This window comes from Streptomyces sp. 3-6 (assembly GCF_056323165.1).
On the sequence record NZ_JBWHZP010000011.1, the window covers coordinates 140157 to 160212 of the forward strand.

At 73.3% G+C, this 20056-nt stretch carries 17 protein-coding genes; 13 read left to right on the forward strand and 4 right to left on the reverse strand.

The window, feature by feature from the left end; genetic code table 11:
* Nucleotides 1-245 precede the first annotated feature (245 nt).
* The 9 genes from AC02VZ_RS16520 (at nt 246) to mutM (ending at nt 9844) form a co-directional block, all read left to right on the forward strand.
* Complete coding sequence (locus AC02VZ_RS16520; protein ID WP_476475719.1) at nt 246-1967, forward strand: DAK2 domain-containing protein; 1722 nt, start codon at nt 246-248, stop codon at nt 1965-1967.
* A gap of 229 nt (nt 1968-2196) precedes the next feature.
* A complete protein-coding gene (recG, locus tag AC02VZ_RS16525) occupies nt 2197-4410 on the forward strand; it encodes an ATP-dependent DNA helicase RecG (protein WP_476475720.1) in 2214 nt (737 codons plus the stop codon).
* A gap of 87 nt (nt 4411-4497) precedes the next feature.
* Entirely contained in the window at nt 4498-5085 is a 588-nt protein-coding gene (gene rsmD / locus AC02VZ_RS16530; RefSeq protein ID WP_432055565.1) for a 16S rRNA (guanine(966)-N(2))-methyltransferase RsmD, read from the forward strand.
* Nucleotides 5086-5111: 26 nt separating this feature from the next.
* Nucleotides 5112-5591 carry a pantetheine-phosphate adenylyltransferase gene (coaD, locus tag AC02VZ_RS16535; RefSeq protein WP_362092239.1) on the forward strand — a complete coding sequence of 160 codons (480 nt, stop codon included), beginning with the start codon at nt 5112-5114 and terminating at the stop codon, nt 5589-5591.
* A gap of 199 nt (nt 5592-5790) precedes the next feature.
* Nucleotides 5791-6954 (forward strand): cell division initiation protein, encoded by a 1164-nt coding sequence (locus AC02VZ_RS16540; RefSeq protein WP_476475721.1) that lies wholly within the window; start codon nt 5791-5793, stop codon nt 6952-6954.
* A 174-nt stretch (nt 6955-7128) separates the two neighbouring features.
* The gene (locus AC02VZ_RS16545; RefSeq protein WP_432055563.1) at nt 7129-7773 is read left to right on the forward strand and encodes a YceD family protein; all 645 of its coding nucleotides are present in this window, start codon (nt 7129-7131) and stop codon (nt 7771-7773) included.
* A gap of 2 nt (nt 7774-7775) precedes the next feature.
* Nucleotides 7776-7949, forward strand: coding sequence for a 50S ribosomal protein L32 (gene rpmF, locus AC02VZ_RS16550; RefSeq protein WP_003951102.1), 174 nt, complete (start codon nt 7776-7778; stop codon nt 7947-7949).
* Between the two features lie 7 nt (nt 7950-7956).
* Nucleotides 7957-8853, forward strand: coding sequence for a ribonuclease III (gene rnc, locus AC02VZ_RS16555; RefSeq protein WP_476475722.1), 897 nt, complete (start codon nt 7957-7959; stop codon nt 8851-8853).
* 124 nt (nt 8854-8977) lie between these two features.
* Entirely contained in the window at nt 8978-9844 is an 867-nt protein-coding gene (gene mutM / locus AC02VZ_RS16560; protein WP_476475723.1) for a bifunctional DNA-formamidopyrimidine glycosylase/DNA-(apurinic or apyrimidinic site) lyase, read from the forward strand.
* Here the strand turns inward: mutM and AC02VZ_RS16565 are convergent.
* The 4 genes from AC02VZ_RS16565 to AC02VZ_RS16580 all read right to left on the reverse strand — a co-directional run bounded on the left by AC02VZ_RS16565 (nt 9817) and on the right by AC02VZ_RS16580 (nt 12652).
* Nucleotides 9817-10218: a winged helix-turn-helix transcriptional regulator gene (locus AC02VZ_RS16565; RefSeq protein ID WP_432055560.1), complete on the reverse strand. Its 402-nt coding sequence runs from the start codon at nt 10216-10218 to the stop codon at nt 9817-9819. The two genes, mutM and AC02VZ_RS16565, sit on opposite strands and share 28 nt — an antisense overlap.
* Nucleotides 10219-10253: 35 nt before the next feature.
* Nucleotides 10254-10853 (reverse strand): GNAT family N-acetyltransferase, encoded by a 600-nt coding sequence (locus tag AC02VZ_RS16570; protein WP_432055603.1) that lies wholly within the window; start codon nt 10851-10853, stop codon nt 10254-10256.
* A gap of 19 nt (nt 10854-10872) precedes the next feature.
* Nucleotides 10873-11088 (reverse strand): hypothetical protein, encoded by a 216-nt coding sequence (locus AC02VZ_RS16575; RefSeq protein ID WP_476475724.1) that lies wholly within the window; start codon nt 11086-11088, stop codon nt 10873-10875.
* 448 nt (nt 11089-11536) lie between these two features.
* Nucleotides 11537-12652 carry a CAP domain-containing protein gene (locus AC02VZ_RS16580; protein ID WP_476475757.1) on the reverse strand — a complete coding sequence of 372 codons (1116 nt, stop codon included), beginning with the start codon at nt 12650-12652 and terminating at the stop codon, nt 11537-11539.
* Between the two features lie 788 nt (nt 12653-13440).
* Between AC02VZ_RS16580 and AC02VZ_RS16585 the strand changes: the two genes are divergently transcribed.
* The 4 genes from AC02VZ_RS16585 to AC02VZ_RS16600 all read left to right on the forward strand — a co-directional run bounded on the left by AC02VZ_RS16585 (nt 13441) and on the right by AC02VZ_RS16600 (nt 19767).
* Nucleotides 13441-13722, forward strand: a complete 282-nt coding sequence (locus AC02VZ_RS16585; RefSeq protein WP_362092264.1) for an acylphosphatase — start codon at nt 13441-13443, stop codon at nt 13720-13722.
* 377 nt (nt 13723-14099) lie between these two features.
* Nucleotides 14100-14303 carry a hypothetical protein gene (locus AC02VZ_RS16590; protein ID WP_030824772.1) on the forward strand — a complete coding sequence of 68 codons (204 nt, stop codon included), beginning with the start codon at nt 14100-14102 and terminating at the stop codon, nt 14301-14303.
* A 287-nt stretch (nt 14304-14590) separates the two neighbouring features.
* Nucleotides 14591-18145, forward strand: coding sequence for a chromosome segregation protein SMC (smc, locus tag AC02VZ_RS16595; RefSeq protein ID WP_476475725.1), 3555 nt, complete (start codon nt 14591-14593; stop codon nt 18143-18145).
* A 203-nt stretch (nt 18146-18348) separates the two neighbouring features.
* Nucleotides 18349-19767 (forward strand): sugar porter family MFS transporter, encoded by a 1419-nt coding sequence (locus AC02VZ_RS16600; protein WP_432055556.1) that lies wholly within the window; start codon nt 18349-18351, stop codon nt 19765-19767.
* The last annotated feature ends 289 nt before the right edge of the window (nt 19768-20056 follow it).

Consider the following 20056-nt stretch of genomic DNA (forward strand, 5'->3'; position numbering starts at 1 on the left):
ATGCACTTACGGTTGATCCCGGCATGCCGGGATCACGATCCGGGAACTCCGGGGAGTCCGTCGGATCCGAGTGGCGGTGCCAGGGGGAAGGCCCGATCGGATCGGGCAACCGGAGCAGCATACAACGGCTGCACCCGTAGAACGAAACTACCATGACGGCCCCCGCCCCCCGCCCGGCCCTCCTGGGGCGGTCCCGCCCCCAAGGTCTACGCTGCGTGCCACGGCCAGCAGCTCAGGGAGGCGCGGTGGCGCAGGTGCCGCAGACATTCTTCGATGCTCTCGCGGTGCGTGCGTGGTGCGGCCTCGCGCTGGAGGCACTGGGACGGGCGCGCGAGGAGATCGACGCCATCAACGTCTACCCGGTCGCCGACGGGGACACCGGCACGAACCTGTACCTCACCGTCGAGTCCGCCGCCGCGGCCGTCGAGGCCGTGTTCGAGGGCCACGAGGCGGGGGCCGCGACCGTCCCCGGCACGGACTCCGGGCCGACGCTCGCCGACGCCGTGCGGGCCATGGCGCACGGCGCGCTGATCGGCGCCCGCGGGAACTCCGGCACCATCCTGGCCCAGCTGCTGCGCGGCATGGCCCAGGTGCTGGCGGAGGACGAGGCCGCCCCCCACGCCGACGGGCCGGGCCTGCGGCAGGCCCTGCGGCACGCGGCCGACTCGGCCCGCCGGGCGGTGGCCCACCCCGTCGAGGGCACGGTCCTCACCGTCGCCGCCGCCGCCGCGGAAGCGGCCGCCGGTGCCGAGGGCGACTGCGGCGCGGTGGCGCGGGCCGCCCACGAGGGGGCCCGCACCGCCCTGGCCGCCACACCGGGCCAGCTGGCCGTGCTGCGGCGCGCGGGAGTGGTGGACGCGGGCGGCAGGGGCCTGGTGGCGGTGCTCGCCGCCCTGGTCCAGACGTTGACCGGCGAGACACCGGGCGGGCCCGGCGGCGGGGGCCGGGCGGTGCCCCGGGCCTCGGCCGAACCCGCCCCCGGCTGCGGCGCCGGGGAGTGCGCCGACCCCGCGACGGACCCGGAACGCGCGCCGGCCGCCGGGCCCGCGTTCGAGGTGATCTACCTCCTGGAGGCGGACGACGACGCCGTCGCCCGGCTGCGCCGGCGGCTCGACGGCCTCGGGGACTCGCTCGTCGTGGTCGGCGGCGACGGACTGTGGAACGTCCACGTGCACGTCGACGACGCCGGAGCCGCCGTGGAGGCCGGGGTCGAGGCCGGCCGGCCGCACCGGATCCGGATCACCCACTTCGGCGCCGCCGACGTCCACACCACCGGCGCCGAACGCCCCGCCCTCCCTGAGCGTCCCCGGCGGGCCGTCGTGGCGGTCGTCCCGGGCGAGGGCCTGGCCGGGCTGTACGCCGAGGCGGGCGCGACCACCGTGCTCGCGCGCCCCGGGGAGCCGCCCGCGAGCGGGGAACTGGTGCAGGCCGCACGCCGCTCCGGGGCCCGGGAGGTCGTCCTGCTGCCCAACGACGCCGACCTGCGCCACACCGCCGCCGCGGCGGCCGACCAGGCCCGCGCCGAGGGCCTCCGGGTCGCCCTCATCCCGACCCGCTCCGCGGTCCAGGGCATCGCCGCGCTCGCCGTGCACGAGCCGGAACGCCGGTTCGACGAAGACGTGGTGTCGATGACCTCGGCGGCGGGCGCCACCCGCTACGCCGAGGTCACGATCGCCGAGCGCCAGTCCTGGACCATGGCGGGCATCTGCCAGGCCGGGGACGCCCTGGGCCTCATCGACGGCGACGTGGCCGTCATCGGCCAGGAGGTCGCCGCCACGGCGACGGCTGTCCTGGACCGCATGCTCGCGGCCGGCGGCGAGATGGTCACCCTGGTCCTGGGCGACGAGGCCCCGGAGACCGTCGCCGCCCATCTGGAGGCGCGGGTCCGCGAGGGCTACCTGGCCGTCGACACGGTCGTCTACCGCGGCGGCCGGCAGGGCGCGCTGCTCCTCATCGGCGTGGAGTGACCGACCGGCCACGGCCCACGGCCACGGCGTCCCGGCCCGGAGCGGCCGGGGGAGCACCGTGGGGGCCGGTTGCTCCCGGCGGGGAGGGCGAGGGGGACCGGGCGGGCGGGGAAGGTCAGGGCGCGTGTGTCGCCCCCCGTCCCGGCCACCCCGCCGACCAGCGGCTTTCGCCCACCGGCCGCACCGTTCGCGGACGCGCGTTCCCGCACTGTCGGTGCCGTGGTGTGCAATGGATCTCGTGCCCGCACTGGAAGAACCACTGAAGAAGGTGCTCGGCCCCGCCACCGCCAAGGTGATGGCCGAGCACCTCGGCCTGCACACCGTCGGCGACCTCCTGCACCACTACCCGCGCCGTTACGAGGAGCGCGGCCAGCTCACGCACCTGGCCGACCTCCCCATGGACGAGCACGTCACGGTGGTCGCCCAGGTCGCCGACGCCCGCCTGCACTCCTTCGCCTCGTCCAGGGCCCCGCGCGGCCGGGGACAGCGCCTGGAGGTGACCATCACGGACGGCCACGGCCGCCTCCAGCTGGTCTTCTTCGGCAACGGCGTCCACAAGCCCCACAAGGAACTCCTGCCCGGCACCCGGGCGATGTTCGCGGGCAAGGTCTCCGTCTTCAACCGGCGCCTTCAACTGGCCCACCCTGCCTACGAGTTGCTGCGCGGCGACTCCGAGGAGACGGTGGAGACCTGGGCCGGCGCGCTCATCCCGATCTACCCCGCCACCGCCAAACTGGAGTCCTGGAAGATCGGCAAGGCGCTCCAGACGGTGCTGCCCAGCGCCCAGGAGGCCGTCGACCCGCTCCCCGCCTCCCTGCGGGAGGGCCGCGGCCTGCTCCCGCTGCCCGAGGCCCTGCTGAAGATCCACCGCCCGCACACCCCGGCCGACATCGAGGACGCCCGCTCCCGCCTCAAGTGGGACGAGGCCTTCGTCCTCCAGGTCGCCCTCGCTCGCCGCCGTCACGCCGACGCGCAGCTCCCCGCCGTCGCCCGCCGGCCGAAGCCCGACGGCCTCCTCGCCGCCTTCGACGACCGACTCCCCTTCACCCTCACCGAGGGCCAGCGGAAGGTGTCCGGCGAGATCTTCCGCGACCTGGCCACCGAACACCCGATGCACCGGCTGCTGCAGGGCGAGGTCGGCAGCGGCAAGACCATGGTGGCCCTGCGCGCCATGCTCGCCGTCGTCGACGCCGGGGGACAGGCGGCCCTGCTGGCGCCCACCGAGGTGCTCGCCCAGCAGCACCACCGCTCCGTCACGGAGATGATGGGCGAACTGGCCGAGGGGGGGATGCTCGGCGGTGCCGAGGACGCCACCAAGGTGGTGCTGCTCACCGGGTCCATGGGAGCCGCGGCCCGTCGCCAGGCGCTGCTCGACCTGGTCACCGGCGAGGCCGGCATCGTCATCGGCACGCACGCCCTCATCGAGGACAAGGTCCGGTTCCACGACCTGGGGCTGGTCGTCGTCGACGAACAGCACCGCTTCGGCGTCGAACAGCGCGACGCCCTGCGCGGCAAGGGCAAGCAGCCCCCGCACCTGCTGGTGATGACCGCCACGCCCATCCCGCGCACCGTCGCCATGACCGTCTTCGGCGACCTGGAGACGTCCGTCCTGGACCAGCTCCCGGCCGGTCGGTCCCCCATCGCCAGCCACGTCGTCCCGGCCGCCGACAAGCCCCACTTCCTGGCCCGCGCCTGGGAACGCGTCCGCGAGGAGGTCGAGAAGGGCCACCAGGCTTACGTGGTCTGCCCCCGCATCGGCGACGAGGACGACGACCCGAAGGCGGCGAGGAAGAAGGCGTCCGGGGCCGACGGGGAGGACGCCGACCGGCGCCCGCCGCTCGCCGTCCTGGAGGTCGCCGACCAGCTCGCCGCGGGCCCCCTGCGGGGCCTGCGCGTGGAGGTCCTGCACGGCAGGATGCAGCCCGACGACAAGGACGCCGTCATGCGCCGCTTCGCGGCGGGGGACACCGACGTGCTGGTCGCCACCACCGTCATCGAGGTCGGCGTCAACGTGCCCAACGCCACCGCGATGGTGATCATGGACGCCGACCGCTTCGGCGTCTCCCAGCTCCACCAGCTGCGCGGACGCGTCGGCCGCGGCGCGGCCCCCGGCCTGTGCCTGCTGGTCACCGACATGCCCGAGGCGAGCCCCGCCCGACAGCGGCTGAACGCGGTCGCCTCCACCCTGGACGGCTTCGAGCTCTCCCGCATCGACCTCGAACAGCGCCGCGAGGGCGACGTCCTCGGCCAGGCCCAGTCCGGCACCCGCTCCAGCCTGCGCATGCTCGCCGTCATCGACGACGAGGAGGTCATCGCCGCCGCACGGGAGGAGGCCGCGGCCGTCGTCGCCGCCGACCCGGACCTGACGGAGCTGCCGGCCCTGCGCACCGCCCTGGACGCCCTGCTGGACGCGGAGCGGGAGCAGTACCTGGAGAAGGGCTGACAGACTGGGAGCGCCACCCACCGCGCCCACCCACCGCGCCGCACCGACCTCCGCACCGCCCACCCCACTCACCCGAGGACCGAGGACATGACCCGCGTGATCGCCGGCACGGCCGGCGGACGCCGCCTGGCCGTACCGCCGGGGCAGGGAACCCGCCCCACCTCCGACCGTGCGCGCGAGGGGCTGTTCTCCACCTGGCAGGCCCTGCTCGGCGGCCCCCTCGACGGCGAACGCGTCCTCGACCTCTACGCCGGCTCCGGCGCCGTCGGCCTGGAGGCCCTGTCCCGGGGAGCCGGTCACACCCTCCTTGTGGAGGCCGACGCCCGGGCGGTGCGCACCGTCCGGGACAACGTGCGGTCCCTCGGCCTGCCCGGCGCCGAGGTCAGACCGGGCAAAGCGGAACAGATCGTCCGCTCCGCCCCCGCCGGGGAGCCGTACGACCTCGCCTTCCTGGACCCCCCGTACGCCGTCTCCGACGACGATCTTCGCGAGATCCTCCTCACACTCCGTTCGCAGGGGTGGCTCACGGACGATGCCCTCGTCACCGTGGAGCGCAGCACCAGGGGCGGGGAATTCGGGTGGCCGCCCGGCTTCGAACCGATCCGGGCCCGCCGCTACGGCGAGGGAACGTTTTGGTACGGTCGCGCCGCCTCTACGTGCGAAGACGCACGATGACCGGACCGGAGAGCGAGGGATCACAAGTGCGCCGCGCCGTATGCCCCGGGTCGTTCGACCCGATCACCAACGGACATCTCGACATCATTTCCCGCGCCTCCAGGTTGTATGACGAGGTCTACGTCGCGGTGATGATCAACCAGTCCAAGAGAGGGCTGTTCGAGATCGAGGAGCGGATCGACCTGATCCGCCGCGTCACCGCCGAGTACGGCAACGTCCGCGTCGAGGCCTTCCACGGCCTCCTCGTCGACTTCTGCAAGCAGCGGGACATCCCCGCCATCGTCAAGGGCCTGCGCGCCGTCAGCGACTTCGACTACGAGCTGCAGATGGCCCAGATGAACAACGGCCTCTCCGGCGTGGAAACCCTCTTCATCCCCACCAACCCCACCTACAGCTTCCTGTCGTCCTCCCTGGTCAAGGAGGTCGCCACCTGGGGCGGCGACGTCTCCCACCTGGTGCCCGAAGAGGTCCTGTCGGCCCTGACCGACCGCCTGCGCCAGGACTGACGCCGCGGGGCGGACGCCTCACGCCCGCGGCGCGCCCGGCCCCGGTGGGCGGAGCGTCCGGACGCCTCCCGCACGTGCCCGGAGGGCCCCGGGCGTCCCGGACGCCGACGCTCCGCCGGTCGGTGTCCCCCGCCCGTGCCGGGGCCGTACAGTCGTCCCGTCCGTCTCCAACACAGCTGTAGAGAGTGGCGAGCACACGGTGGACGTGCAGAAGAAGCTCGACGAGATCGTCGCCGCGGTCTCCAGTGCCCGGTCGATGCCCATGTCGGCGTCGTGCGTGGTCAACCGCGCCGAGCTGCTGGAGATGCTCGGCGAGGTGCGCGCGGCGCTCCCCGACTCCCTCGCCCAGGCGGAGGAGTTGATCGGCGGCCGGGAGCAGTTGGTGGAACAGGCCCGCCAGGAGGCCGAGCGCATCATCGAGAGCGCGCACGCCGAGCGCGGCTCCCTGGTCTCCGGCACCGAAGTGGCCCGCCGCTCCCAGGCCGAGGCGGACCGGATCCTCTCCGAGGCCCGCAAGGAGGCCGAGGAGATCCGCGCCGAGGCCGACGACTACGTCGACTCCAAGCTGGCCAACTTCGAGGTCGTCCTCACCAAGACCCTCGGCTCGGTCGGCCGCGGACGCGAGAAGCTCCTCGGCACCGGCCCCGGCCTGGACGAGCAGGGCTACGAGGACGAGGACGCCCCCGAGCGCAGCCACGATCCCGAGACCCTGCGCCGCAACGCCGACGCCTACGTCGACGTCAAGCTGGGCGCCTTCGAGGCGGTCCTCGCCAAGACCCTGGAGGCCGTCGGCCGGGGACGGCAGAAGCTGCACGGCCGGATCGCCACCGACGACCTCGGCGCCCTCTCCGACGACCCCACCACCGTCCAGCACTCCAGCGACGCCGACTACCTCGCCGACCTGGCGGCCCTCTCGGACACCCCCGCCCGCCCGGACCGCCGGCCGGCCCCGCCGGACCACGCCCCGCACCAGCCCGACTCCCAGCCGGCCTACGCCGGACACGAGCAGCAGCCCGCGTACGCGGCGCAGGAACAGCACGACCCGCAGGCCGCCTACGTCCGGCAGGACCAGCAGCCGGACTACGGCTACCCGCAGCAGCCCCCGCAGTCCGACCCCTACGGGGGCTACCAGCAGCCCTACGCCGGACAGCAGGACCCCTACGGCTACCCGCAGCAGGCCGACCCGTACGCGGCGGCCTACCAGGGCTACGACGGCGGGCAGGGCGGCTACGGCACCGGGCAGGACCCGCAGGGGTACGTCCCGCAGCAGCCGCCGTCCCTGGACGAGACCAGCCTGTTCGACACCAGCATGATCAGCGCCGACCAGCTGCGGGCCTACGAGGAGGGCCGCGGCAACGGCTGACGGCCCCGGCCCGGGTGCCCCGGACGACCGAATTGGGTCGAGAGCCGATGGTCCAGTATTCTGGCTCATCGGTCGCGTGCGCGCTGTGCTCACTTCGTGGACGTCCGCGATCAGCGCTGCCCGGAACACCACGGAGCAGCGTCCCCCCGCAGAGTTCGAAGACCGAAAGCAGGAATGGCCCTGAACGCCCGCCTCGACCACCGCAACCCCCTCGTGTTCGACACGCACGAGCTGGGGCGGCGTCCTGGTGCGCTGCAGCGCTTGAACCGCACGGTGGACGCCCCCAAGGACCTCGGTCTCCAGGGAGTCGTCGGAGTGCCGGAAGGCGCCCCGGTGGAGCTCGAACTCCGGCTCGAGTCGGTCATGGAAGGTGTGCTCGTCACCGGCACCGCCCGTGCGACGGCCGAGGGGGAGTGCGTAAGGTGTCTGGAGCCGCTCGAGCTGGAGCTCGCAGCGGACTTCCAGGAGATGTTCTCGTACCCTGACGCCGACGACCGGGGCCGCGTCACCGCGGAGCCCGGCGACGACGCCGAGGACGACGAGGACAGGCTCTTCCTCGAGGACGGCTTGTTCGACCTCGAGCCTGTGCTGCGTGATGCGGTGGTGCTCGCACTGCCGATGCAGCCGGTGTGCCAGGAAGACTGCCCGGGTCTGTGCTCCGAGTGCGGAGCGCGTCTCGCGGACGACCCGGAACACCACCACAACGCCGTCGACATCCGTTGGGCGGCACTGCAGGGACTCGCCGACACCATGAAGGACGGCGAGAAGGACGAGATGAGCGGCGCCGAACCTGGCGTCGACGAGAAGCAGGAGAAGTAGCCGTGGCTGTTCCGAAGCGGAAGATGTCGCGCAGCAACACGCGCCACCGCCGGTCGCAGTGGAAGGCTGCGGTCCCCACCCTGGTTGCGTGCGAGCGCTGCCACGAGCCCAAGCAGCAGCACATCGCGTGCCCGTCGTGCGGCACCTACAACAAGCGCCAGGTCCTCGAGGTCTGAGCGGCTGGTGAGAGGCACTGTGTCCACGCCGAAGAAGAACTCTGCGGACCAGCAGGCCTCGTCCCACACGCTTCTGGAAGGGCGGCTCGGCTATCGGCTCGAGTCCGCCCTTCTGGTGCGAGCGCTGACCCACCGTTCCTACGCGTACGAGAACGGCGGTCTGCCGACGAACGAACGGCTGGAGTTCCTCGGGGACTCCGTGCTCGGCCTCGTCGTCACGGACACGCTGTACCGCACCCACCCCGACCTGCCCGAGGGCCAGCTGGCCAAGCTCCGGGCCGCGGTGGTCAACTCGCGTGCGCTGGCGGAGGTGGGCCGCGGGCTCGACCTGGGTTCCTTCATCCGGCTCGGCCGCGGTGAAGAGGGCACGGGAGGCCGGGACAAGGCATCCATCCTCGCCGACACCCTCGAAGCGGTGATCGGCGCCGTCTACCTCGACCAGGGTCTCGACGCGGCCTCCGAACTGGTGCACCGCCTGTTCGACCCGCTGATCGAGAAGTCGTCGAACCTCGGAGCCGGCCTGGACTGGAAGACCAGTCTCCAGGAGCTCACCGCGACCGAAGGACTCGGAGTGCCCGAGTACCTGGTCACGGAGACCGGCCCCGACCACGAGAAGACCTTCACTGCTGCCGCCCGCGTCGGAGGCGTCTCGTACGGCACCGGCACCGGCCGCAGCAAGAAGGAGGCGGAGCAGCAGGCAGCCGAATCCGCGTGGCGTTCCATCCGGGCCGCCGCGGACGAGCGCGCCAAGGCGGCGGCCGAGGCCGAACAGGTCGTCGAAGCCGCCGAGGCCACGGCATCCGCCGGGGCAGCCGAAGCCTCCACCGGGGCCGAGGCCTCCGCCGGGGCAGCCGACGCCCCAGCCTCCGCCGAAGGGGCCGACGCCCCGTCGGCCCCCGCCTGAGGCCCGTCGCGCACCCCGGCCGGGGGACGCGAGGAGCACGACAGCAGCGCGACACGAGCGCCCGTCCCTCCCGGGGCGGGCGCTCGCGTCGACACCGGTCCGGAAAGGGGCCCGAGGGAACGCCATGCCCGAACTGCCCGAGGTCGAGGTCGTCCGCCGAGGACTGCGGCGCTGGGTCGCCCACCGGACCGTCGCCGACGCCGAGGTCCTCCACCCGCGCGCGGTGCGCCGTCACCTCGCCGGACCCGACGACTTCGCGCACCGCCTGCGCGGCCACCGCATGGGCACCCCCAGCCGGCGGGGCAAGTACCTGTGGCTGCCCCTGGAGGACACCGGCCAGGCCGTCCTCGCCCACCTCGGCATGAGCGGCCAGCTGCTGGTGCAGCCGCACAGCGCGCCCGACGAGAAGCACCTGCGGGTGAGGATCCGCTTCACCGAGGGCCCGGCCAGCGACACCGAACTCCGCTTCGTGGACCAGCGCACCTTCGGCGGTCTCTCCCTGCACGACACCACCCCGGACGGCCTGCCCGACGTCATCGCCCACATCGCCCGCGACCCGCTCGACCCCCTCTTCGACGAGGACGCCTTCCACCGGGCCCTGCGCCGCAAGCGCACCACCGTCAAACGCGCCCTGCTCGACCAGTCCCTGATCAGCGGGGTCGGCAACATCTACGCGGACGAGGCGCTGTGGCGGGCGCGCCTGCACTACGAGCGCCCCACCGCGACCCTCACCCGCCCGCGCACCCGGCTCCTCCTCGGACACGTCCGGGACGTGATGAACGCCGCACTCGCCGTGGGCGGCACCAGCTTCGACAGCCTGTACGTCAACGTCAACGGCGAATCCGGCTACTTCGACCGCTCCCTGGACGCCTACGGCCGCGAGGGGCTGCCCTGCCACCGCTGCGGCACACCGATCCGCCGCCGCCCCTGGATGAACCGCTCCAGCTACTACTGTCCCCGGTGTCAGCGGGCCCCACGAGTGGCGTCGTAGCGCTCCCGTGCCTCCAGCACGGCGTCCATACCGCCCTCCACGCACCGGATGAGGGCGAGCAGCCGCTCCGCGACCTCACGGCCCAGCGGGGTCAGTTCGTAGTCCACGCGCGGCGGGATCGTCGGTTGCGCCTCGCGGTGCACCAGACCGTCGCGCTCCAGCGCCTGCAGCGTCCGGGACAGCATCTTCTCGCTCACGCCGTCGACCCGCCGCCGCAGGGCGTTGAACCGCAACGAGCCCTCGTACAGCGCCCCGAGCGTCAACGAGCCCCAGCGCCCGGTCACGTGCTCCAGCGTGCTCCGGGACGGACAGGCCCGGGCGAACACGTCGTACGGCAGATCGTCCTCCGCCGGTCCCCGCTGCACGGTCGTCATGCCACCGAGATTACGTCAGCCGCCCGAGCCCGGCATCAGTCGCTCCGGTCGGCGTCGGCCGCACCGTCCGGCGGGGACCCCGCGACCGGGTCCCACACGCCGAACCACTGCTCGGCACCCCACTCCTCGAACCGCGCCACCTCCCTGAACCCCAGCCGCGCCGCGAGGCGCAGCGAGCGGAGGTTGGCCGTCTGCGTGCACAGCACCACCGGCTCGCCGGGCAGCACCCGGGCCACCCACCGCAGGACCGCCCCGCACGCCTCGGCGGCATACCCGTGCCCCCACGCCTCCGGGAGCAGCAGATACCCCAGTTCCACCTCCCCGCCGCCGGGGCGGACGTGCCCCGGGCGCCCCGGCCCGCGCCGCTTCAGCTCCACGGTGCCGATCAGCTCCCCGTCCCGCTCGATCACGAACACCCCGGCCCGCCGCCCGGGCACCCGGGGCACGACCCGTTCCAGCTCCTCGCGCGGCCGGGCCCCGCCGAGATGGGCGTAGACCTCCGCCGAGGAGAACAGCGCGATGAACCCGTCCCGGTCCCGCGCCTCGGCCTGCCGCAGCAGGAGCCGGGCGGTACGCAGGGGCGCGGGCGGGGTGACGAGGGGGCCGGGGGGCGGACCGGGGGCGGGGGTGGTCATGACGATCGCGGCGGCAGGCTCAAGGGCGGTGCGGGCCGGACGTGTGGTGAGCACGGTCGCGCACCGCCCCGGATCCGTAGATCACCCGGTCGTTCTGCGCCTGCACCAGCCGCGCCCGCTCGATGCGGAGCCCGTCGGCGTTCTCCGTGCGGCCGTTCGGCCGCCGCAGGAGCACGCCGACCAGACCGAGCAGCGCCACCCCCAACAGTCCGAACAGGATGCCCAGCTCCACCATGCGTGTCCCCCTGTGCGCGCGCCGCCGGTACGAACTGCCCAGAATACCGCCGCAGTTGCCGCGCCCCGCGGACGCCGGGTGCGGTCCGGGCCGGGGGATCGAGCGGACAACGCAGCAGCCCCGCCGGCCGCCTCAGCCGCTGAGGGCCTCCACGAGAGCCACGAAGGCACCCACGCCGACGAGGGCCGACACCACGAGGCCGAGGGGCACCGGCGCGCAGCAGGAAGCGATCCGTGACGACCCACGCCCGCCCCACGGCACGGTGATACGCGGTGTCGTCGGCCCCGTCCTGCTCGACCACGTCCGCACCCCTCACCATGACCGACGCAACGGCCGGCGGAACGGCCCCGGTCCGCTGGCGGCACCGTCCATCAGGGCGATGCCCCGTCGGCAGACGGTGCGTGGGCGGTGACCCGAAGGCGGTCCGGGTCGGTGACCCGCGGTTGTCTCAGTAGCCGAAGTTCTGCGTCCACCAAGGCCCGCCGGGGCCCATGTGGACGCCGACGCCCAGGGTCTTGAAGTCGCAGTTCAGGATGTTCGCCTTGTGGCCGGGGCTGTTCATCCAGGCTTCCATGACGGCCGCCGCGGTCGCCTGGCCGCGGGCTATGTTCTCGCCGCCGAGGTCGGTTATGCCGGCCTTCTTGGCGCGGTCCCAGGGGGTGGCGCCGTCGGGGTCCGTGTGGTCGAAGAAGCCGCGCTCGGCCATGTCGTCGCTGAACGCGGTGGCCAGGTCGGTCAGGGGGCCGCTGGCGGCCACGGGACGGCAGCCGACCTTGGCCCGTTCCTGGTTGACCAGCGCGAGCACCTGGGCGCCGGCGGTCTGCTCGGCCGACTGGGAGCCGGGGCTGCTCGGCTTCTTCGGAGCGGGGTCGGCCTTGCGGGGCGGGGTCGTCCGCTCCTCGGGGGTCTCCTCGCTCGGGGTGGCGGACGGGGCCTTCTGCTTGTCCTTGCCCTTGCCCTTCCCCTTCCCCTTCTCCGTCTCCTCCTCGGCGGTCTCGGACGGAGAGGTGGTCGGGGCGGACGGCGATGCCTCGGGTGAGGTGGCGCGGTCGCCGTCGCGGCTGGCCGGGGCGCCGGCCTCGCGGCCCGGGCTCTCCAGGCTGCCGGAGGCGCCGCCCTGTCCGACGGGGGAGTTGGTCGGCGCGCCGCCGGCCTCGACGGTCTCGCCGGGGGAGCTGTCGCCGCCCAGCTTGTAGTTCTCCAGACCCGGGACCGCACCCGTGGCGACCGCGACGGTGCCGATGGCGACCGCGGCGGAGACGCCGAGCAGGCCGCTGCGGACCGGGGCGCCGGCCTTCTTCTTCCGGCGCCGGTGTCCGGCGGGGCGGCGGGGCCCGTCGCCGGGCGGGAAGCCCTCGTCCAGGTGCCGGACGTCGTCGGCGTGGCCGTCGGCGCGACGGGCTGCCGGGGGGCGGGGCACGGACCGGTGGCCGTCGGCCGCCGTGTCGTCGGCGAAGCCGTGCTCGCCGCCGGTTTCGGCGGCGGCCGGGGCCTGGGCCTCCGGGAACGGGCCGTCCGGGACGTCGGGGCCGAAGGGGTCGGCGACGAAACGGTTGCCGGGCAGCCGGTCGTCGGTGAAGGCGTCCTGCGGGTGGGCCGCGTAGGCGTGACCGTGGTCGGCGTGTCCGCCGTACGGGTGGCCGCCGTGCGGGTTCCAGTCGTTGCGATGTGCGTCGTGCGGGTGGTGTCCGTCGTGCGGGTGTCCGCCGTAATGGAGGGCGTCCGCCGCGTCGGTGCCCGGGAAGGGCTGCCCGGTGACGCCCTCGGTCGCGAAGGCGGGGGCGGCCGGGAACACGGCGGTCTCGGCGGTACCGATGACGCCGGGCGCGGTCGGCGGGACGGGGGCTTCCGTCGTCGGCGCGGGAACGGCCGGGTCCGCCGAAGCGTAGGGGTCGGCGGTGAAGTCGTAGCCGGCGGTGTCGGCGGCGGGGGCAGGGCCGGTGGCGTCGCCCGTGTCGAAGAGGTAGGCCTCGCTCTTCGCGTAGGTCTCGGCGTACGCCTGGGGGTTCAGGTAGGGGGCGATGCCCATGGAGGGCCGCTCGGTGGCGTGGGCGTCCAACTGGCCGTCGTGGCCGTGGTGTGCGTCCGGCAGGCCGTCGAGCCCCGCGTCGTGGGCGCCGTCGTGGTGAGTGACCCCCGTGGCGCGGCCCGTGGCGGCGCGGCCGGCGGCGGAGCGTCGGTGGCGTCCCATGTTCTGGCCTTCCTCGTCCTTGCGGTCGACTCGTCCTCGCGATCACCACGAAACTCACACCATCGAGTGAGTTTCATGTGAGATTCACTGGGTCGGGACGGTACCGCATGGCGCCGGGGGACCGTGTGCCCGGTGTGACATTGTCCGGTTAGGTTGCCGTCATGAGCGAGGATGTGCGACTGGTCGCCTGGGTGCGCGGGCGGGTACAAGGGGTGGGTTTCCGCTGGTTCACCCGGGCCAAGGCCCTGGAGTTGGGCGCCCTCAGTGGTTTTGCTCTCAATCTCGGGGACGGGCGGGTCCAAGTGGTCGCCGAGGGCCCCCGGACGCGGTGCGAGGCGCTGCTGGACTGGCTGCGGGACGGCGACACGCCCGGGCGCGTGGACGGAGTCACCGAGATCTGGGACACACCGCGCGGCGGCTACGACGGCTTCGCCATCCGCTGACCGCCCGGCTCGGAGGCCCCCGCGCGAGGCCGGCGGCCCCCGGCCCGCCGACCCCGCAACGGAAAACGTCCTGGTGATTGCGGAAAGGCGCTTGCGGCGGACCGGTCCGGCCGACAGGATGGCGGCCACGTCCCGAGGACCCGTGAAGATCGCGAGGCCGCTGCCGTGCGGCCGTACGCGCCCGGTTGTCCGCGCCTACGGGGCGTGATCGTGTTGACCGTCAAACTTTTTGGTGAGACGCTGAAAGCCCCGCGCACCTTAGCTGTTTGGCATGGCTGAACGGCAGCACAACTGCAAGCCTGCCCGACATCGGCGGTGCGAATCCCTCACGACCCACACCGCATCGGTCGGTCACTCATTGTGGAGGACCATCCATCATGGCAAAGGCGCTTCTCGGTTACGTCGGCGGCTCCGACCCGCGACTCCTCGCCGAGATGCGACGGCTCCAGCAGCGTGTCCAGGACCTGGAATCGGAGCTCGTCCGGATCCAGGCCGAGAAGGACGCGCTGGCGGCTGCCGCTTCTCACGACAGGATCATGGAGAGCGTTGACGCACACCAGGCGGAGCCCGCGCTGACCTGATCACTGCACCGCTCCACGAACAGCACCGCAGTGGTCGGGCCGCTCATCGCACCCGCCGCGTTGATTGAAGTGCAAGGGACGCCTCGGCGTCCCTTCTTTCTTGCCGTCCTGCCGTCTGTGTGCCCCGCCTCACCGGCCCCGCCCTGGGGATACGCGGCGCCCGCCCCTCGGGTCCTTGTCCCGCGCATCCTTTCACCCTCTTCAACGTCTGGTCTGCCCTTCCCGTTCACCGGCGAAACCGCGCGTTCATTCAGTGACCCCTCCCGCGGCCGGTAAAGTCCGGCGGCGTGCACCTCAAGGCCCTGACCCTCCGCGGCTTCAAGTCGTTCGCCTCCGCGACCACGCTCCGCTTCGAACCGGGGATCACCTGCGTCGTCGGTCCGAACGGCTCGGGCAAGTCCAACGTGGTGGACGCCCTCAGCTGGGTCATGGGCGAGCAGGGGGCCAAGTCGCTGCGCGGCGGCAAGATGGAGGACGTCATCTTCGCCGGCACCACCGGCCGCCCGCCGCTCGGCCGGGCCGAGGTGTCGCTGACCATCGACAACTCCGACGGGGCCCTGCCCATCGAGTACGCCGAGGTCACCATCACGCGGATCATGTTCCGCAACGGCGGCAGCGAGTACCAGATCAACGGCGACACCTGCCGGCTGCTCGACATCCAGGAACTGCTCTCCGACTCCGGCATCGGCCGCGAGATGCACGTCATCGTCGGCCAGGGCCAGCTGGACTCCGTGCTGCACGCCGACCCGATGGGCCGCCGCGCCTTCATCGAGGAGGCCGCGGGCGTCCTCAAGCACCGCAAGCGCAAGGAGAAGGCGCTGCGCAAGCTGGACGCGATGCAGGCCAACCTCGCGCGCGTGCAGGACCTCACCGACGAGCTGCGCCGCCAGCTCAAGCCCCTCGGCCGGCAGGCCGCCGTCGCCCGGCGGGCCGCCGTCATCCAGGCCGACCTGCGCGACGCGCGCCTGCGTCTGCTCGCCGACGACCTGGTGCGGCTGCGGGAGGCGCTGGCGGCCGAGATCGCCGACGAGGCCGCCCTCAAGGAGCGCAAGGAGGCCGCCGAGCAGGCCCTGGGCCAGGCGCTGAGACGGGAGGCGCAGCTGGAGGAGGAGGTGCGCCGCCTCACCCCGCGCCTGCAGAACGCCCAGCAGACCTGGTACGAGCTGTCCCGGCTCGCCGAGCGGGTGCGCGGCACCGTCTCGCTGGCCGACGCGCGGGTGCAGAGCGCCACCTCCGCCCCGCCGGAGGAACGCCGCGGCCGGGACCCGGAGGACCTGGAACGCGAGGCCGCCCGGGTCCGCGAACAGGAGGCCGAGCTGGAAGCCGCCCTGGAGGCGGCCGAGCGCGCGCTGGAGGACACCGTCGCCCACCGCGCCGAACTGGAGCGCGAACTCGCGCAGGAGGAGCGGCGGCTGAAGGACGTCGCGCGGGCCATCGCCGACCGCCGTGAGGGCCTGGCCCGGCTGAGGGGCCAGGTCGGTGCGGCCCGGTCACGGGCCGCGGCGGCCCAGGCCGAGATCGAGCGGCTGGCCGCCGCCCGCGACGAGGCGCAGGAGCGGGCCATCGCCGCCCAGGAGGAGTACGAGGCCCTGAAGGCCGAGGTGGACGGCCTCGACGTGGACGACGCCGAACTCGCCGAGCGGCACGAGGCGGCCCGGCAGCAGCTCGCGGACGCCGAGGCGGCGCTCACCGCCGCCCGCGAGGCCGCCACCGCCGCCGAACGCGAGCGGGCCGCGACCCGGGCCCGCCACGACGCCCTCGCCCTCGGCCTGCGCCGCAAGGACGGCACCGGTGCCCTGCTCGCCGCGCGGGACCGCCTCGCCGGGCTCCTCGGCCCCGCCGCCGAGCTCCTCACCGTGACCCCCGGTCACGAGACCGCCCTGGCCGCGGCGTTCGGAGCCGCCGCCGACGCCGTCGCCGTCCGTACCCCCACCGCCGCCGTAGAGGCGCTGCGGCTGCTGCGCAAGCAGGACGCCGGCCGGGCGGCGCTGCTGCTCGCCGGGGCCGCGGAGGAGGAGCCGGACGAAGCACGCGCCGACGGTCCGCCGTACGCGGCCGACCTGGTGAGCGGACCCGCGGAGCTGATGCCGGCGGTGCGCAGGCTGCTGCGCGGGATCGTCGTCGTCGGCACCCTGGAGGACGCCGAGGAACTGGTCTACGCGCGGCCCGGGCTGACCGCCGTGACCGCCGAGGGCGATCTGCTCGGCGCCCACTTCGCGCAGGGCGGGTCGGCCGGCGCGCCCAGCCTGCTGGAGGTGCAGGCGTCCGTGGACGAGGCCGCCGCGGAACTCGCGGAACTGGCCGTGCGCTGCGAGGAGCTGGCCGGGGCCCAGACGGCGGCGGAGGCGCGGCGCCGGGAGTGCGCGGCCCTCGTCGAGGAGCTGGGGGAGCGGCGCCGGGCCGCCGACCGGGAGAAGTCCGCGGTCGCCCAACGGCTCGGCCGGCTCGCCGGGCAGGCACGCGGCGCCGCCGGGGAGGCCGAGCGGGCCGTGGCGGCGGCGGACCGGGCACGGCAGGCCCAAGAGAGCGCGCTCGCGGAGGTCGAGGAGCTCGCCGAACGGCTCGCCGTCGCCGAGGAGATGCCCTTCGAGGAGGAGCCCGACACTGCCGTGCGCGACCGGCTCGCCGCCGACGGGGCCAACGCCCGGCAGACCGAGATGGAGGCCCGCCTCCAGGTCCGCACCCACGAGGAGCGGGTCAAGGGGCTGGCCGGACGGGCCGACTCGCTGGACCGCGCGGCCCGCGCCGAGCGCGAGGCCCGGGCGCGGGCCGAGCAGCGCCGCGCCCGACTGCGCCACGAGGCCGCCGTCGCCGGGGCCGTCGCGGCGGGCGCCCGGCAACTCCTGGACCACGTCGAGGTGTCGGTGGCGCGGGCGGACACCGAGCGCGCCGCCGCCGAGGCGGCCAAGGCCCACCGCGAGCAGGAGCTGGCCCGGGCGCGCACCGAGGGACGCGATCTCAAGGCGGAACTCGACAAGTTGACTGATTCAGTTCACCGGGGCGAGGTACTCGGCGCCGAGAAGCGGCTGCGCGTGGAGCAGTTGGAGACCAAGGCGCTGGAGGAACTGGGTGTCGAACCGGCCGGACTGGTGGCGGAGTACGGTCCGCACCAGCTGGTGCCGCCCGCGCCCCCCGCCGAGGGCGAGCAGCTGCCGGAGGACCCGGAGCACCCGCGCAACAGGCCCCGCCCCTTCGTCCGGGCCGAGCAGGAGAAGCGTCTGAAGGTCGCCGAGCGCGCCTATCAGCAGCTCGGCAAGGTGAACCCGCTCGCCCTGGAGGAGTTCGCGGCGCTGGAGGAGCGCCACCAGTTCCTCAGCGAGCAGCTGGCGGACCTGAGGAAGACGCGCGCGGACCTGCTGCAGGTCGTCAAGGAGGTCGACGAACGCGTCGAGCAGGTCTTCACCGAGGCGTACCGGGACACCGCCAGGGAGTTCGAGGGCGTTTTCGCCCGCCTGTTCCCGGGGGGCGAGGGGCGCCTGGTGCTGACCGATCCCGACAACATGCTCACCACGGGCGTGGACGTCGAGGCGCGTCCGCCCGGCAAGAAGGTCAAGCGGCTGTCGCTGCTCTCGGGCGGTGAGCGGTCCCTGACCGCCGTGGCGCTGCTCGTGTCGATCTTCAAGGCGCGGCCCAGTCCGTTCTACGTGATGGACGAGGTCGAGGCCGCGCTCGACGACACCAACCTCCAGCGGCTGATCCGGATCATGCAGGAGTTGCAGGAGGCCTCGCAGCTGATCGTGATCACGCACCAGAAGCGGACCATGGAGGTCGCCGACGCGCTCTACGGCGTGTCCATGCAGGGCGACGGCGTGTCCAAGGTCATCAGCCAGCGTCTGCGCTGAACGGGCACATCAGCTTCAAACATTGAACGCACGGGTGGTCCTCTGCGCCTCTGTGGTCTCAAACGTCACACGACATGGGCTCTTGACTTCAAGAATTGAAGACATAGTCTCTGCGAAGTTGTTCTTACCTTCAGGTGCCTTCCGGTGAACCTCGAAGGGCTGACCCCCGTCCGGCGATGCTGCCGGCGGCCCGAGGAGTACACGTGACCAGCTCGACGCAGGCACAGACATCAGGAGCCGCAACGGCTCATCCCGACCATCTCGGGCACGTCATCTTCATCGCGGCCTCGGCCGCCATGGGCGGTTTCCTCTTCGGTTACGACAGCTCCGTCATCAACGGCGCCGTCGAGGCCATCCGGGACCGCTACGACATCGGTTCCGCCGCGCTCGCGCAGGTCATCGCCGTGGCCCTGATCGGCTGCGCCATCGGCGCGGCGACCGCGGGCCGGATAGCCGACCGCATCGGACGCATCCGGTGCATGCAGATCGCCGCGGTCCTCTTCACCGTCAGCGCCATCGGCTCCGCGCTGCCCTTCACGCTCTACGACCTCGCCTTCTGGCGCGTCGTCGGCGGCATCGCCATCGGCATGGCCTCCGTGATCGGCCCCGCCTACATCGCCGAGGTGGCCCCGCCCGCCTACCGCGGTCGGCTCGGCTCCTTCCAGCAGGCCGCGATCGTCGTCGGCATCGCCGTGTCCCAGCTGGTCAACTGGGGCATCCTCAACGCCGCCGGCGGCGACCAGCGCGGCAAGCTGCTCGGCCTGGAGGCCTGGCAGCTCATGCTCGGCGTCATGGTCGTCCCGGCCGTCCTCTACGGCCTGCTCTCCTTCGCCATCCCCGAGTCCCCGCGCTACCTGATCTCCGTCGGCAAGCACGAGCGGGCCCGGAGCATCCTCGAAGAGGTCGAGGGCAAGGGCGTCGACCTGGACGCCCGCGTCGACGAGATCCGCCGGGCGATGCACCGGGAGGAGAAGTCCAGCTTCAAGGACCTCCTGGGCGGCAGCTTCTTCTTCAAGCCGATCGTCTGGATCGGCATCGGCCTGTCGGTCTTCCAGCAGTTCGTCGGCATCAACGTCGCCTTCTACTACTCGGCCACCCTCTGGCAGTCGGTCGGCGTCGACCCGACGGACTCGTTCTTCTACTCCTTCACCACGTCGATCATCAACATCGTCGGCACCGTGATCGCGATGATCTTCGTGGACCGCATCGGCCGCAGGCCGCTCGCCGTCATCGGCTCCGTCGGCATGGTGATCGGCCTCGCGCTGGAGGCGTGGGCCTTCTCCTTCGACCTGGTCGACGGCAAGCTGCCCGCCACGCAGGGCTGGGTCGCCCTGATCGCCGCCCACGTCTTCGTCCTCTTCTTCGCCCTGTCCTGGGGTGTCGTCGTGTGGGTGATGCTCGGCGAGATGTTCCCCAACCGGCTCCGCGCCGCCGCCCTGGGTGTGGCCGCCGCCGCGCAGTGGATCGCCAACTGGGCCATCACCGCCAGCTTCCCGTCGCTCGCCGACTGGAACCTGTCGACGACCTACCTGATCTACACCTTCTTCGCCGCCCTCTCCATCCCCTTCGTCCTGAAGTTCGTCAAGGAGACGAAGGGCAAGGCCCTGGAGGAGATGGGCTGACCCCGGCGCCCACGGCCCCCACGGCCGGCGCCCCACGATCGGGGGAAGGGTTCCAGTCCCCGCTGCCCCTCCCCCGAACCCCCCACCGCCGCCCCCGGCCCGGACCCCCGGACCGGGGGCGGCGCCCTGTCCGGCCGCCCGGGTCGGCACGGGCCGACGCGGGCCGACCCCTCTCGCGGACGGACCCGGCGGTACGTGGGCGGCGGTCCCGGGCCGGCCCTCGGTGCGGGACCGGTCGGCCGGCTGGAACCCGAACCGCTTCCGCGCACAGCACCCGCAGTTCAAGGCA